The following is a 13,688-nucleotide window of genomic DNA, read 5'->3' on the forward strand; positions in this document are numbered from 1 at the left end:
TGTCCTTGAGTCCGGAGCGGTGCTCTGGACTTCGAATTTAAACCTTGGCTGCCGCAGCCGGCGCACGATGATAAGCCAGCCAGATCAGCGCCAGGCCACCGATGATCATCGGCAGGCACAGCAACTGGCCCATGGTCAGCCAGTTCCACGCCAGGTAGCCGAGCTGGGCATCTGGTACGCGGACGAATTCGACGACGAAGCGGAAGATGCCATAAAAAAGGGCAAACATGCCCGACACCGCCATGGTTGGCCGCGGCTTGCGCGAGAACAGCCAGAGAATCAGGAATAGTGCCACGCCTTCGAGGGCGAACTGATAAAGCTGCGACGGGTGGCGCGGCAATTGCGCCGGGTCGCTGAACGGCGGGAAGATCATCGCCCACGGCACGTCGGTCGGTTTGCCCCACAATTCGGCATTGATGAAGTTGCCGATGCGCCCGGCGCCCAGGCCGATCGGCACCATCGGCGCGACGAAGTCCATCAGCTGGAAAAACGACTTGTTGTTGCGCTTGCCGAACCACAGTGCTGCCAGCATCACGCCGATGAACCCGCCGTGGAACGACATACCGCCCTTCCAGACCTCGAAGATCAGCGTCGGGTTGGCCAGGTACGCGCTCATGTCGTAGAACAATACGTAACCCAGGCGGCCACCGACGATCACGCCCATGGATAGCCAGAACACCAGGTCGGAGAGCTTTTCCTTGTTCCAGGTCGGGTCGAAACGGTTGAGCCGGCGCGACGCCAGCAGCCAGGCGCCGCCGATACCGATCAGGTACATCAAGCCGTACCAGTGGATTTTCAGCGGGCCGATGGCCAGGGCTACCGGATCGATCTGCGGGTAAGGCAGCATTGATATTCCTCGTAAACGTCAAAAATACCCGGGCGACACTGCCACCTCGGGATTAAGCCAGGATTGCGTCAGAACAGGAAACTTAAGCCTACGCAGAACAGCAAAGCGGCGAACAGCCGTTTGAGCAAGCGCGGCGACAGGCGATGAGCCAGTCGAGCACCGAAACGGGCGAAGACCATGCTCGTCAGGGCGATGCCCAACAACGCCGGCAAATACACAAAACCGAGACTATGGGCCGGCAACAGCGGATCGTGCCAGCCCAGAATCATGAAACTTAAAGCGCTGGCCAGGGCGATCGGCAAACCGCAGGCTGATGAAGTCGCCACCGCCTGCTGCATTGGCACGCTGCGCCAAGTCAGGAACGGCACGGTCAGCGAACCGCCGCCAATGCCGAAAATCGCCGAGGCCCAGCCGATCACCGTGCCGGCCACGGTCAATGCGGCCTTGCCCGGCACCGTGCGGCTGGCCTTGGGCTTGAAATCCAGGGCCAGTTGCACGGAGACGATCATGGCAAACACGCCAATGATCTTTTGCAGGTGCGGGCCGGAAATCGCTTCGGCGGTGATCGCGCCGAAACCGGCACCGATCAGGATCCCCACGGTCATCCAGGCGAAAATCGGCCAGCGCACCGCGCCTTTGCGGTGGTGCTCGCGCACGGCATTCACCGAGGTGAAGATGATCGACGCCAGGGACGTGCCGACGGCCAGGTGCGTCAACACCTGCGGGTCGAAGCCCTGCAGGGTGAAACTGAACACCAGCACCGGGACGATGATCATCCCGCCCCCCACGCCGAACAACCCGGCCAGCACACCGGCGCAGGCGCCGAGCAGCAGATAGAGCAAAAATTCCACCAGCGTCTCCCGCCCATCCCCGAAATAAGAGCGGCATGGTACCGGATCCCTGGCCTTGGGCTCTAGTGAAGGCGATGGATGTGGGGGCGATGTCTGGGTAGAGTGACTTATTCTTTCAACTGACTGGCATTGCTAACGGGACTACCTGATGTGCCTGATCATATTTGCCTGGCGCCCCGGCCACGCCCAGCCACTGATCGTGGCGGCCAACCGCGACGAGTTCTACGCGCGTCCGACCCTGCCCCTGGCCCAGTGGCCAGACGCGCCCCAGGTCCATGCCGGTCGCGATCTTGAAGCTGGCGGTACCTGGCTCGGCGTTACTGCCGATGGTCGCTTTGCCGCCCTGACCAATATCCGCGATCCGGGCCAGCTCCCGGCGTTCAAGTCGCGAGGCGAACTGGTGGCGCGGTTCCTGACCGGGAATCTGCCGATTGCCGAGTATTTGAGCGAAATCGTGCCCCGTGCCGGTGAGTTTGGCGGGTTCAACCTGCTGCTCGGCGATGGCACTGAGCTGTGGCACTTCAACGCTCGCGATACCCAGCCACAGCGCCTGGCTGAGGGTATCTATGGCTTGTCGAACGCGGGGCTGAACACGCCATGGCCTAAGGTGCTCAAGGCCCGGGCCGCACTGGCCGAGGTGCTGGACGATCCGCAGCCCGAGGCCCTGTTGGCGCTGCTGAATGACCCGCAGCCTGCTCCGGTGGCTGAACTGCCGGATACGGGCGTGGGGCTGGCGACCGAGATGTTGCTGTCGAGTGTGTTCATTGCCAGCCCGGCTTATGGGACGCGGGCGAGTACGGCGCTGATTATCCATGCCGATGGGAGTCGGCATATGGTCGAGCGCAGCTTCGGGCCCCTTGGAGGGCATTTGGGGGAGGTGGAGGTCAGGATCTAGCTTTTGTGATATCAGGTCTGGCCCTATCGCGAGCAAGCTCGCGATAGAGGCGCCGCAGGTTCAGAGCGTCTTGTTCGAAGCCGGATTGATCATCCGCGCCAGCCCAAGGTTCTTCAGCGCCAGCTGCAAGGAGCTGTGGATCACTTGCGGGTTGTCGATGGTCATCACCTCGGCCAGCAACTCCTGGGCCTTGCTGAGGTTGATCTGGCGCAGCATCCACTTCACTTTCGGCAGGTTGGTGGCGTTCATCGACAGGCTGTCAAAACCCATCGCCATCAGCAGCACCGCCGCTGCCGGGTCACCGGCCATTTCGCCACAGATGCTCACCGGCTTGCCTTCGGCATGGGCGTCACGCACCACATTCTGCAAGGCTTGCAGCACCGCCGGATGCAGGTAGTCGTACAGATCGGCGACCCGTGGGTTGTTGCGGTCCACGGCCAACAGGTATTGGGTCAGGTCGTTGGAGCCCACCGACAGGAAGTCCACCTGCCGTGCCAGTTCCTTGGTTTGGTACACCGCCGCCGGAATCTCGATCATCACGCCCACTGGCGGCATCGGCACGTCGGTGCCTTCGTCGCGCACTTCGCCCCAGGCCCGGTGGATCAGGTGCAGGGCTTCTTCCAGTTCATGGGTGCCGGAGATCATCGGCAACAGGATGCGCAGGTTATTCAGGCCTTCGCTGGCCTTGAGCATGGCGCGGGCCTGGACCAGGAAGATTTCCGGGTGGTCGAGGGTCACGCGAATGCCACGCCAGCCGAGGAACGGGTTGTCTTCCTTGATCGGGAAGTAGGACAGGGACTTGTCGCCGCCGATGTCCAGGCTGCGCATGGTCACCGGTTGCGGGTGGAACGCGGCCAGCTGTTCGCGGTAGATCGCCAGCTGTTCCTTTTCGCTGGGGAAGCGCTGGTTGATCATGAACGGCACTTCGGTGCGGTACAGGCCCACGCCCTCGGCGCCACGTTTCTGCGCCCGGGCGACGTCGGCCAGCAGGCCGGTGTTGACCCACAGTGGCATGCGGTGGCCGTCGAGGGTCACGCAAGGGAGGTCTCGCAACGCGTCCAGGCCCAGGGACAGTTGTTTCTCTTCCTCCACCACATCGGCGAACTGCTTGCGCAGTACTTCGCTGGGGTTGGTGTAGACCTCGCCGTGGTAGCCGTCGACGATCATCTGGATGCCGTCAACCTTGGAGTACGGCAGGTCCACCAGGCCCATCACCGTCGGGATGCCCATGGCCCGGGCCAGGATCGCCACGTGGGAGTTGCCCGAACCCAATACCGAGACCAGCCCCGCCAGCTTGCCTTCGGGCACTTCGCCGAGCATGGCCGGCGTCAGTTCCTCGCTGACCAGGATGGTGTTGTCCGGGTAGACCAGGGTCTGCTGGCGCTCCTGCTGCAAGTACGCCAGCAGCCGGCGGCCGAGGTCCTTGACGTCGGAGGCGCGCTCGCGCAGGTAGGCGTCGTCCATCAGTTCGAAACGGTTGACGTGGTCGGTCACCACCTGGCGCAACGCACCCTGGGCCCATTGGCCGGTCTTGATGACCGTGGTCACTTCGCTGCCCAGGGAGGCGTCGTCGAGCATCATCAGGTAGACGTCGAACAGCGCACGCTCTTCAGGGCGCAGCTGCGTCGCCAGCTTGGCCGACAGGGCGCGCATGTCGGCGCGCACGCCTTCGATGGCGGTCTTGAACAGCCCCAGCTCGGCGTTGATGTCGGTGATGGTCTTGTCCGGAACCACGTCGAGGTCGGCGGGTGGCAACATGACCACCGCCGTACCCACTGCTGCGCCCGGTGAGCCTGGCACGCCAACGAACTTGGCTTCCTGGATGCCCTTGCCCTGGCGCCCCAGGCCGCTGATCGAGCCGGTGGCCTCGGCGTGGGCGATAACCCCGGCCAGTTGCGCGCTCATGGTCACGAGGAAGGCTTCTTCCCCCTCGTCGAACTGGCGGCGCTCTTTTTGCTGGATGACCAACACGCCGACAACGCGGCGGTGGTGGATGATCGGTGCCCCGAGGAATGAGGCGTAGCGTTCCTCGCCCGTTTCGGCGAAGTAGCGGTAGCGCGGGTGATCCGCGGCGTTTTCGAGGTTCAGGGGTTCTTCGCGCGTGCCGACCAGGCCGACCAGACCTTCATTGGGCGCCATGCTGACCTTGCCGATCGAGCGCTTGTTCAAGCCCTCGGTGGCCATCAGCACGAAACGGTTGGTCTCGGGGTCCAGCAGGTAGACCGAGCAGACCTGGCTGCCCATGGCCTCTTTGACGCGCAACACAATAATCCCCAACGCCGCCTTGAGATCCTTGGCGGAGTTAACTTCCTGGACGATCTTGCGCAGCGTATTGAGCATGGCTCGGGGTCGAACTCCGTCGTCAGTCGCGCGTCAGCAGGCGCGGGGCAAGCTCTTTGAGAGCGCGTCGATACACTTCGCGCTTGAATGTCACCACCTGGCCCAACGGATACCAATAGCTGACCCAGCGCCAGCCATCGAACTCCGGTTTACCGGTCAAATCCATCCGCACCCGCTGCTCGTTGGAGATCAGGCGCAGGAGAAACCATTTCTGCTTCTGGCCGATGCACAGCGGTTGGCTGTGCGTGCGGACCAGGCGTTGCGGCAAACGATAGCGCAACCAGCCGCGGGTGCAGGCGAGTATTTCGACATCTTCTCGCTCAAGCCCCACTTCTTCGTTCAACTCGCGGTACAAGGCCTCTTCCGGCGTCTCCTGGGGGTTGATCCCGCCCTGGGGAAACTGCCAGGCGTCTTGATTGATACGGCGAGCCCATAGCACCTGCCCTGCATCATTCGTAAGAATGATCCCCACATTGGGGCGGAAACCATCGGGATCGATCACGGCAAGAACCTCGCAAACGCATGTCGCCGCATTGTTCCACAAAGGTTGTGAAAGCAGCAACGAGCCTGCCCACCTTATGTGCACTCTTGTGAAAAGTCCGTATTCTGGACGCCTTTCTTCAGAATTTTCAGCGAGTAACTGCAATGCGGCTGGCTTTATTCGACTTGGACAACACGTTGCTGGGCGGCGACAGCGATCACGCGTGGGGCGATTACCTGTGTGAGCGCGGTTTCCTCGACGCCGTCACGTACAAAGCGCGCAACGACGAGTTTTACCAGGATTACCTGGCCGGCAAGCTCGACAACGCCGAGTACCTGAATTTTTGCCTGGAAATCCTCGGTCGTACCGAAATGGACGTGCTGGCACAGTGGCATCTTGACTACATGCGCGACTGCATCGAGCCGATTGTGCTGCCCCAGGCCATCGAATTGCTGAAAAAGCACCGTGACGACGGCGACAAGCTGGTGATCATCACCGCCACCAACCGCTTTGTCACCGGGCCGATTGCCGAGCGCCTGGGCGTGGAGACGCTGATCGCCACTGAATGTGAAATGATCGACGGTCGCTACAGCGGTCGCAGCACCGATGTCCCGTGCTTTCGCGAGGGCAAGGTGACCCGGCTGAACCGTTGGCTGGAAGAGACCGGGCATTCGCTCGACGGCAGCTATTTCTACAGTGACTCGATGAACGATCTGGCGCTGCTGGAAGTGGTGACGCATCCGGTGGCGGTGGATCCGGATCCGAATCTGCGGGCCGAGGCCCAGAAACGGGGTTGGCCGGTAATCAGTCTGCGCGGCTGAAATCGTCATCGCGAGCAAGCTCGCTCCCACAAGAGATTGCGGCGCTCACACAATCCCTGTGGGAGCGAGCTTGCTCGCGATGGGGGCGGCACGGCCTAAAGCCTTAAACCGGCTTGGCCCCCATCAACCCCGCAATGGCGATAAAGCAGACAACACTGAACAGCGCCAAGGCAAAGGTCAATTTCCCATTGCCCGCCGCCGGCGCCTTGCGCAGTTTGTTCAGCCGCACCAGCAACCAGAACCCTGCCAGCGCCGCCACGGTGTAGAGCACGCTGGAAGCCAGCAGCCAGGTCTGCCCCAGTGGCCAGCCGACCTGATGGACCATCCACCACCCCGTGAAGGGCAGGCTCGCCAGTGCAATGATCATCACCAGCCAGACAAACAGCCGAGGGCGTTGCAGCATGCGAGCCACCGCCGTGGCATCGCCGTTGCGGCGCGTGCGCCAGACCCAGATGGCCAGCCCCAGGGCGCCCGCCAACAGCAACGCCGTCGCGACGACGTGAGCGAGTTTCAGTGCGGTTAACGTTTCCATCGTTCGATTTCCTTAAGTCTTGCCCAGCAGTCTAGCCTCGACTTTCTTAGCCCAGGAACAGCTGATACGCCGGGTTATCGCTTTCGTCCCAGTAGGGATAGCCGATTTCCTCCAAGGCTGCCGGTACCAGATGGCGTTCATCGTGGGGCACTTGCAGCCCCGCGACCACACGGCCATCCGCTGCGCCATGGTTGCGGTAGTGGAACATCGAGATATTCCAGCGCCCACCCAGCTTGTTGAGGAAGTTGAACAGCGCCCCCGGGCGTTCCGGGAATTCGAAGCGCAGCACCACTTCGTCGATGACGTGGGCCGCATGCCCGCCCACCATGTGGCGGATGTGCAGCTTGGCCAGCTCGTTGTCGGTCAAGTCCAGTACCGGGAAGCCTTGCGCGGTCAGGCTGGCGATCAGCGCGCTGCGCGGATCGTTTTCCGGGTGCGTCTGCACGCCAACAAAGATGTGTGCTTCGCTGCCGGTGTTGTAGCGATAGTTGAACTCGGTGATTTGGCGCTTGCCAATGGCTTCGCAGAACGCCTTGAAGCTGCCCGGTTTCTCGGGAATGGTCACCGCGATGATCGCCTCGCGGCCTTCGCCCAGTTCGGCGCGCTCGGCCACGTGGCGCAAGCGATCGAAGTTGACGTTGGCGCCGGAATCAATGGCCACCAGGGTCTGTCCGCTGATGCCCCGCGACTCTACATATTTTTTGATCCCGGCCACGCCCAAGGCACCGGCAGGTTCGGTGATCGAGCGGGTATCGTCGTAGATATCCTTGATCGCTGCACAGATTTCGTCGGTACTGACGGTGATCACTTCATCCACATAGTGCTTGCAGATATCAAAGGTGTGCTGGCCGATCTGCGCCACGGCCACGCCGTCGGCAAACAAGCCCACGGTGGGCAGTACCACTCGCTCACCGGCGGCCATGGCCGCTTGCAGGCAGTTGGAATCGTCCGGTTCGACGCCGATGATCTTGATCTCCGGGCGCAGGTATTTCACGTAGGCCGCGATCCCGGCAATCAGCCCGCCGCCGCCAACCGGGACGAAAATCGCATCCAGGCGCCCCGGGTGCTGGCGCAGGATTTCCATCGCCACCGTGCCCTGCCCGGCAATGGTGTGGGGGTCGTCATACGGGTGGATGTAGACGTAGCCCTTTTCGTCGACCAGTTTCAGCGAATAGGCCAGGGCTTCGGGGAACGAATCGCCATGCAGCACCACTTTGCCGCCACGGGAGCGCACGCCTTCGACCTTGATTTCCGGGGTGGTCTTGGGCATCACGATGGTGGCTTTGACGCCCAGCACCTTGGCCGCCAGGGCCAGGCCCTGGGCATGGTTGCCTGCCGATGCGGTGACCACGCCGCGTGCACGCTCTTCGTCGCTGAGTTGTGTCAGCTTGTTGTAGGCCCCGCGAATCTTGAACGAGAACACCGGCTGCAAGTCTTCGCGCTTGAGCAAAATGCTGTTGCCCAGCCGCTCGGAAAGCTGGCGAGCGGTCTGTAGTGGGGTTTCTACGGCAACGTCGTAAACGCGCGAGGTGAGGATCTTTTTGACGTACTGTTCAAGCATCGGAAAGCATCACTGAGCGGGTTGGGCAGGGCCAAGGAGTCTAACCCGGCTTTTGGCTGGGCGACCACACGAATCCCAAGGTTTTGTTGGGTTATACTCGCGCCCCTCTTTACTCCCTGCCCGCTTTCGGAGCCCGCATGACCCAGGATCAACTCAAACAGGCCGTGGCCCAGGCCGCTGTCGACCTCATCCTCCCGAAGCTGGATGACAAGAGCATTGTCGGGGTTGGCACCGGCTCTACGGCCAATTGCTTCATCGACGCGCTGGCGCAACACAAAGGCGCATTCGACGGCGCGGTCGCCAGCTCCGAAGCCACCGCCGCACGCCTGAAGGGCCACGGGATCCCGGTGTACGAGCTCAACACTGTGAGCGACCTGGAGTTCTACATCGATGGTGCCGATGAAAGCGATGCGCATCTGAACCTGATCAAGGGCGGCGGCGCGGCCCTGACTCGCGAGAAGATCGTCGCGGCCGTGGCCAAGACCTTCATCTGCATCGCCGACGCCAGCAAACTGGTGTCGGTGCTCGGTGCGTTTCCGTTACCGGTGGAAGTCATCCCGATGGCCCGCAGCCATGTGGCCCGTCAATTGGTGAAGCTGGGCGGCGACCCGGTGTATCGCGAAGGCGTGCTGACCGATAACGGCAATATCATCCTGGATGTGTACAACCTGCAGATCACCAACCCGGTGGAACTGGAAACCCAGATCAACGCCATCGTTGGCGTGGTCACCAACGGTCTGTTCGCGGCCCGGCCGGCGGATGTGCTGTTGTTGGGGACTTCTGAAGGGGTGAAGACCCTGAGCCGAAGCTAACCAAATTATTGAGCTGCACTCGAACCCTGTGGGAGCGGGCTTGCTCGCGAAGAGGCCATCACATTCAACATCGATGTTGGCTGCGGCACCGCTTTCGCGAGCAAGCCCGCTCCCACAGGGGGCCTGCGTCAGGCCAGGATCAGCAGATCAAGGCTGCGGTTTCTTGAATACGTAGAACAGATTCGGCTCGCTCACCACATACAGGTTGCCGTCGTCGTCCATGGCGAGTCCTTCGGCCTGGGGCACGGTTTTCTGCAAGCCTTGGCGGCCCTTGCTCAATGACAGCGTGCTCAACGGTCGGCCGTCGATATCCAGCTCGATAATCAACCGCGACTCATCGGACAGCGCCAGCAAATGGCCGCTGCGTTCGTCGTATTGCAGACTCGATAGATCGCGCACGAACAGCCCGGCGTCGCGCTTGGGGTTGTTGATCACATGAACTGCGTAGGACTTTTCCGGATTGTGGTGGGGAAACCCATGCACTTCATAAATCAGCATCGGGTCGCGTTCCTTGGCCACGAACAGCCGCTTGCCCACCGAATCGTAGGCCAATCCTTCAAACCCTTTGTTGCTGCTCATATGCACGCCGAGGGTCATTTGTTCAGCGTCGGCTGCATCGAGGAATTGGGTGTCGTCGGCGAGATGAACCTTGATCAGCCGTTGCTGGCGTTCATCGGTAATGACGTAGGTGTCTTCGCTGATGAATTCCACCGCCTCCGGATCACCGAAGCCGATCAAGGCGATGCGCCGCAGGATCTTGCCGTCGAGTGACAACTCGATCAGCTCGGCATTCTGGTTGGTGACGGTAAACAGGCTCTTGCGTATCGGATCGAACGTCAACGCCGAAACGTCGTCATTCAGGCCATCGATTGTCTGCGCCTCCACCGTGACCCGGTATTGGTCCAAGGCAATGACCTGCTCGCTGGTAGGTTTCCAGAGGGTATTGAGGTTGAACCAGGCGCGCTCGAACAGGCGCAGGTACTGCCCAGCAGCGATCAAAGCGATTAGCGAGATCGTAAGTAGCAATAAGATCAAAGGCTTAGGGCGGGCGAGTCGACGCATCTGGGTAAGCTCGGATAAGAACAGGTGGTTGGAATACCACGGCTGCCTGAACTGAAGCTTAATGGCTGTGTGCCACACCCTACAACGAAGGAGGAGTTGTCCTACAAAACTGGTGTTATCAGCGTTGTTTTTCGAAGCGGTAGAACAGGTTTGGTTCACTGACCATATAGATATTGCCAGCCTCATCAACGGTAACGCCTTCGGCACGGGGGATCGTGTCTTTCAGGCCGTTGAAGCCTCCGAGCAACGTCATGAAGCTGACCTGCTCGCCTTTTTCATCCAGCTCCAGCAGCAGATGGGAGTCGGCCGACAGCACCAGAAGATGATCGGTGCGCGGGTCGATGGCCAGTGCCGAGAGATTGCGCAGGTCCAGTTTATTGCTGATATGGATCTGCTTGTCGCCGTTAAGCAACTGGCTGCCGTCGCTTTTCCAGGTGAACAGCGCCGGCGGGCGTTCTTCGCCAAGTACCAGTTGCTGGTTGCTCGGGTCCCAGGCGATGCCTTCGAAGCCCTTGTTCTGGTTTTTTGAAGGTCCGAGATCGTAGTGAGGGAAATCGGCTTTGTTCAGTTCGCGGGTATGGGCATCTATCTGGACGATCGACAGCGTGTGCTTTCGCTCATCGGTTATGGCCAACAGGCCGTTTTCCATGTAGGAAACGCCTTCGGGATTGCTCCAGCCCACCAAAGGCATCTTGCGCAGTACGTCGCCCTGCAAGCTCAGCTCCGCCAGAAACGGGTTTTTGCCCATGACGGCGAACAGGGTTTTGGTCTGCGGGTTGTAGGTCACATCGGACGCTTCATCCTTCTCCAGGCCTGGCAGCGGCTTGGCGTCGATGACGGCGCGGTAGTTCGGCAGCCAGACGCTCTCTTGGCGCTGGGCCGGGCTCTGGAAGCGTTCCGACAGCCAGAGCAGGCCGCGATCATCCCAATGCATCGCAAACGCCAGGCCATAGGCAGCAGCCACCGCTAGCAGCGTCCAGGCGTACCAGGGCAGGGCGAAGCGAGAGCGGGCGGGGTTGGCGGGGGGCAGTGCTTGGGGCTTGGCCATCGGGGAATGCGTTCCAGAGAATTCGGCTAGGGGAATGGCTGGCTCAGATGCCGCATTCCCCGGAATTATCCGGATGGCATGTGAAAAAAACGGTAAATGGCGAGGCAGGATCCATATCCTGTGGGAGCGAGCTTGCTCGCGATGAGGCCATCACATCCGACATCGATGTTGGCTGGCACACCGCTATCGCGAGCAAGCTCGCTCCCACAGGGCGGTTAACGAACGCTGCTTTCGAAGCGGCTCGCCCCTGGCAACTCCAGTACCAGCTCATCGCCCACATTCAGCGGCCCGACGCCCGCCGGGGTGCCGGTGAGGATCACGTCGCCGGCCTGCAGCGAGAAGCAGCCCGCCATGTACTGGATCATCGGCACGATAGGGTTGAGCATCAGGCTGCTGTTACCGTCCTGGCGCACTTCGCCGTTGATGGTCAGGCGAACGGGGATGTCCGCCAGGTCGGCAAAGGTGCCGTTGGACACGAACGGTGCGATTACCGCCGCGCCGTCGAAGGACTTGGCCACTTCCCAGGGCAGGCCCTTGGCCTTGAGTTCGGCCTGCTTGTCCCGCAGGGTCAGGTCCAGGGCCGGGGCGAAGCCGGAGATGGCGTCCAGCACTTCTTCGACGCTCGGACGGGTCGACAATGGCTTGCCGATCAGCACGGCGATTTCCGCCTCGTAATGCACCGACCCGCGCTCGGTCGGAATGCTGAAACCGCCTTCCAGGGGTACCACGCAACTGCCGGGCTTGATGAACAGCAACGGTTCGGTGGGCACCGGGTTATCCAGTTCCTTGGCATGTTCGGCGTAGTTACGGCCAATGCACACCACTTTCCCTACCGGGAAATGAATACGGGTACCGTCGACATACTGGTGCTGATAGCTCATTACCGACTCCTGCTTCTGGGATTCATCAGGTGTTTTTTAAACCGCGAAAATCTTGCCGGGGTTCATGATGCCGTTCGGGTCGAATACGGCCTTCACCGCTTTCATGTATTCGATTTCCACTGGCGAACGACTATAGGTCAGGTAGTCCCGCTTGGTCATGCCGACGCCGTGTTCCGCGGAGATCGAGCCGTTGTACTTCTCGACGGTTTCAAAGACCCATTTGTTTACGGTTGCGCACTTGGCGAAGAATTCATCCTTGCTAAGGTTTTCCGGCTTGAGGATGTTCAAGTGCAGGTTGCCGTCGCCGATGTGGCCGAACCAGACGATTTCGAAATCCGGATAGTGTTCGCCAACGATCGCATCGATTTCCTGCAAAAACGCCGGGACCTTCGAAACGGTGACCGAGATGTCGTTCTTGTACGGCGTCCAGTGGGAAATGGTTTCCGAGATGTACTCGCGCAGCTTCCACAGGTTTTGCAGTTGGGTTTCGCTCTGGCTCATCACGCCGTCCAGCACCCAGCCTTGTTCCACGCAGTGTTCGAAGGTTTCCAGGGCGTGGTTGGCGACTTCTTCGGTGGTGGCTTCGAATTCCAGCAGGGCGTAGAACGGGCACTCGGTTTCGAACGGTGCTGGCACGTCGCCACGGTCCAGGACCTTGGCCAACGCCTTGTCGGAGAAGAATTCGAAGGCGGTCAGGTCGAGCTTGCCCTGGAAGGCGTGCAGTACCGGCATGATCGAGTCGAAGTCCGAGGTGCCGAGCACCATCGCCGTGAGGTTTTTCGGGGTGCGATCCAGGCGCATGGTGGCCTCGACCACGAAACCGAGGGTGCCCTCGGCGCCGATGAACAACTGCCGCAAGTCGTAGCCGGTGGCGTTCTTGATCAGGTCCTTGTTCAGCTCCAGCAGGTCACCCTTGCCGGTGACGACTTTCATGCCAGCGACCCAGTTGCGGGTCATGCCGTAGCGAATGACCTTGATCCCGCCGGCATTGGTGCCGATATTGCCACCAATTTGGCTGGAGCCGGCCGAGGCGAAGTCCACCGGATAGTACAGGCCGTGTTCTTCAGCCTTGTTCTGCAATTGTTCGGTGACCACGCCTGGCTGGCAGACGGCGGTGCGGTCGGTGAGGTTCACGTCGAGAATCTGGTTCATGTAGTCGAATGACACGACCACTTCGCCGTTGGCCGCTACGGCGGCGGCGGAAAGCCCGGTGCGCCCGCCCGAGGGCACCAGCGCGACTTTGTGTTCATTGGCCCAGCGCACGATGGCCTGGACCTGCTCGGTGGTCTTGGGGAAGACAATGGCGCTCGGCGCCGGGGCGAAGTGCTTGGTCCAATCCTTACCGTAAGCGTTCAGGGAGTCGGCATCGGTCAGGACCTTGCCAGGCTCAACCAGGGTCTTCAGCTCATCTATCAGGGCAGGATTGGTCATCGACAGAACTCTCGAACAATTCATGGTCATCCTGAGAACGCTTCACGTCGCAGGAATGAGTGTTTAGCGGGGTGCATATGCTAGCATACCGACCCCGCAGCGTAGTGCCCAACGGCTGTTCTGCGG

The 13,688-nt window shown here is 61.0% G+C and carries 13 protein-coding genes; 3 read left to right on the top strand and 10 right to left on the bottom strand.

The features are described from left to right. Positions 1–37: 37 nt before the first annotated feature. Entirely contained in the window at positions 38–847 is an 810-nt protein-coding gene (gene lgt / locus EPZ47_RS01070; RefSeq protein ID WP_135843141.1) for a prolipoprotein diacylglyceryl transferase, read from the bottom strand. 68 nt (positions 848–915) lie between these two features. Further along, on the bottom strand, positions 916–1,698 hold the full coding sequence (locus tag EPZ47_RS01075; RefSeq protein ID WP_135843142.1) for a sulfite exporter TauE/SafE family protein: 783 nt from the start codon (positions 1,696–1,698) through the stop codon (positions 916–918). Between the two features lie 148 nt (positions 1,699–1,846). Between EPZ47_RS01075 and EPZ47_RS01080 the strand changes: the two genes are divergently transcribed. After that, positions 1,847–2,593, top strand: coding sequence for an NRDE family protein (locus EPZ47_RS01080; RefSeq protein WP_135843143.1), 747 nt, complete (start codon positions 1,847–1,849; stop codon positions 2,591–2,593). Between the two features lie 60 nt (positions 2,594–2,653). On the opposite strand, the gene ptsP is transcribed toward EPZ47_RS01080, so the two are convergent. Next, on the bottom strand, positions 2,654–4,933 hold the full coding sequence (gene ptsP / locus EPZ47_RS01085) for a phosphoenolpyruvate--protein phosphotransferase (RefSeq protein ID WP_135843144.1): 2,280 nt from the start codon (positions 4,931–4,933) through the stop codon (positions 2,654–2,656). Between the two features lie 22 nt (positions 4,934–4,955). Further along, complete coding sequence (locus EPZ47_RS01090) at positions 4,956–5,435, bottom strand: RNA pyrophosphohydrolase (protein ID WP_003186867.1); 480 nt, start codon at positions 5,433–5,435, stop codon at positions 4,956–4,958. Between the two features lie 143 nt (positions 5,436–5,578). Here EPZ47_RS01090 and EPZ47_RS01095 point away from each other — a divergent pair, with 143 nt between their 5' ends. Next, positions 5,579–6,235 carry a histidinol-phosphatase gene (locus EPZ47_RS01095; RefSeq protein WP_135843145.1) on the top strand — a complete coding sequence of 219 codons (657 nt, stop codon included), beginning with the start codon at positions 5,579–5,581 and terminating at the stop codon, positions 6,233–6,235. Between the two features lie 103 nt (positions 6,236–6,338). On the opposite strand, the gene EPZ47_RS01100 is transcribed toward EPZ47_RS01095, so the two are convergent. Both EPZ47_RS01100 and ilvA read right to left on the bottom strand, forming a co-directional pair. Beyond that, positions 6,339–6,767: a DUF2269 family protein gene (locus EPZ47_RS01100; protein ID WP_135843146.1), complete on the bottom strand. Its 429-nt coding sequence runs from the start codon at positions 6,765–6,767 to the stop codon at positions 6,339–6,341. 46 nt (positions 6,768–6,813) lie between these two features. After that, complete coding sequence (gene ilvA, locus EPZ47_RS01105) at positions 6,814–8,328, bottom strand: threonine ammonia-lyase, biosynthetic (protein ID WP_135843147.1); 1,515 nt, start codon at positions 8,326–8,328, stop codon at positions 6,814–6,816. Positions 8,329–8,465: 137 nt separating this feature from the next. On the opposite strand from ilvA, the gene rpiA reads away from it, so the two are divergent. Beyond that, entirely contained in the window at positions 8,466–9,140 is a 675-nt protein-coding gene (rpiA, locus tag EPZ47_RS01110; protein ID WP_135843148.1) for a ribose-5-phosphate isomerase RpiA, read from the top strand. A gap of 147 nt (positions 9,141–9,287) precedes the next feature. Here rpiA and EPZ47_RS01115 read toward each other — a convergent pair whose 3' ends face one another. The 4 genes from EPZ47_RS01115 to EPZ47_RS01135 all read right to left on the bottom strand — a co-directional run bounded on the left by EPZ47_RS01115 (position 9,288) and on the right by EPZ47_RS01135 (position 13,562). Next, positions 9,288–10,202 (bottom strand): SdiA-regulated domain-containing protein, encoded by a 915-nt coding sequence (locus EPZ47_RS01115; RefSeq protein WP_135843149.1) that lies wholly within the window; start codon positions 10,200–10,202, stop codon positions 9,288–9,290. Positions 10,203–10,320: 118 nt separating this feature from the next. Beyond that, a complete protein-coding gene (locus EPZ47_RS01120; protein WP_135843150.1) occupies positions 10,321–11,250 on the bottom strand; it encodes an SdiA-regulated domain-containing protein in 930 nt (309 codons plus the stop codon). 215 nt (positions 11,251–11,465) lie between these two features. Beyond that, complete coding sequence (locus EPZ47_RS01130) at positions 11,466–12,131, bottom strand: fumarylacetoacetate hydrolase family protein (protein WP_135843152.1); 666 nt, start codon at positions 12,129–12,131, stop codon at positions 11,466–11,468. 36 nt (positions 12,132–12,167) lie between these two features. Beyond that, a complete protein-coding gene (locus EPZ47_RS01135; protein WP_135843153.1) occupies positions 12,168–13,562 on the bottom strand; it encodes an FAD-binding oxidoreductase in 1,395 nt (464 codons plus the stop codon). Positions 13,563–13,688 lie beyond the last annotated feature (126 nt).

Source organism: Pseudomonas viciae (assembly GCF_004786035.1).
GTDB classification, from domain to species: Bacteria; Pseudomonadota; Gammaproteobacteria; order Pseudomonadales; family Pseudomonadaceae; genus Aquipseudomonas; species Aquipseudomonas viciae.

Excerpts from the sequence above, each read along its gene's own strand:
- lgt (WP_135843141.1), bottom strand. The coding sequence starts at position 847 with ATGCTGCCTTACCCGCAGATCGATCCGGTAGCCCTGGCCATCGGCCCG.
- EPZ47_RS01080 (WP_135843143.1), top strand. The coding sequence starts at position 1,847 with ATGTGCCTGATCATATTTGCCTGGCGCCCCGGCCACGCCCAGCCACTG.
- ptsP (WP_135843144.1), bottom strand. The coding sequence starts at position 4,933 with ATGCTCAATACGCTGCGCAAGATCGTCCAGGAAGTTAACTCCGCCAAG.
- EPZ47_RS01095 (WP_135843145.1), top strand. The coding sequence starts at position 5,579 with ATGCGGCTGGCTTTATTCGACTTGGACAACACGTTGCTGGGCGGCGAC.
- EPZ47_RS01100 (WP_135843146.1), bottom strand. The coding sequence starts at position 6,767 with ATGGAAACGTTAACCGCACTGAAACTCGCTCACGTCGTCGCGACGGCG.
- ilvA (WP_135843147.1), bottom strand. The coding sequence starts at position 8,328 with ATGCTTGAACAGTACGTCAAAAAGATCCTCACCTCGCGCGTTTACGAC.
- rpiA (WP_135843148.1), top strand. The coding sequence starts at position 8,466 with ATGACCCAGGATCAACTCAAACAGGCCGTGGCCCAGGCCGCTGTCGAC.
- EPZ47_RS01115 (WP_135843149.1), bottom strand. The coding sequence starts at position 10,202 with ATGCGTCGACTCGCCCGCCCTAAGCCTTTGATCTTATTGCTACTTACG.
- EPZ47_RS01120 (WP_135843150.1), bottom strand. The coding sequence starts at position 11,250 with ATGGCCAAGCCCCAAGCACTGCCCCCCGCCAACCCCGCCCGCTCTCGC.
- EPZ47_RS01130 (WP_135843152.1), bottom strand. The coding sequence starts at position 12,131 with ATGAGCTATCAGCACCAGTATGTCGACGGTACCCGTATTCATTTCCCG.
- EPZ47_RS01135 (WP_135843153.1), bottom strand. The coding sequence starts at position 13,562 with ATGACCAATCCTGCCCTGATAGATGAGCTGAAGACCCTGGTTGAGCCT.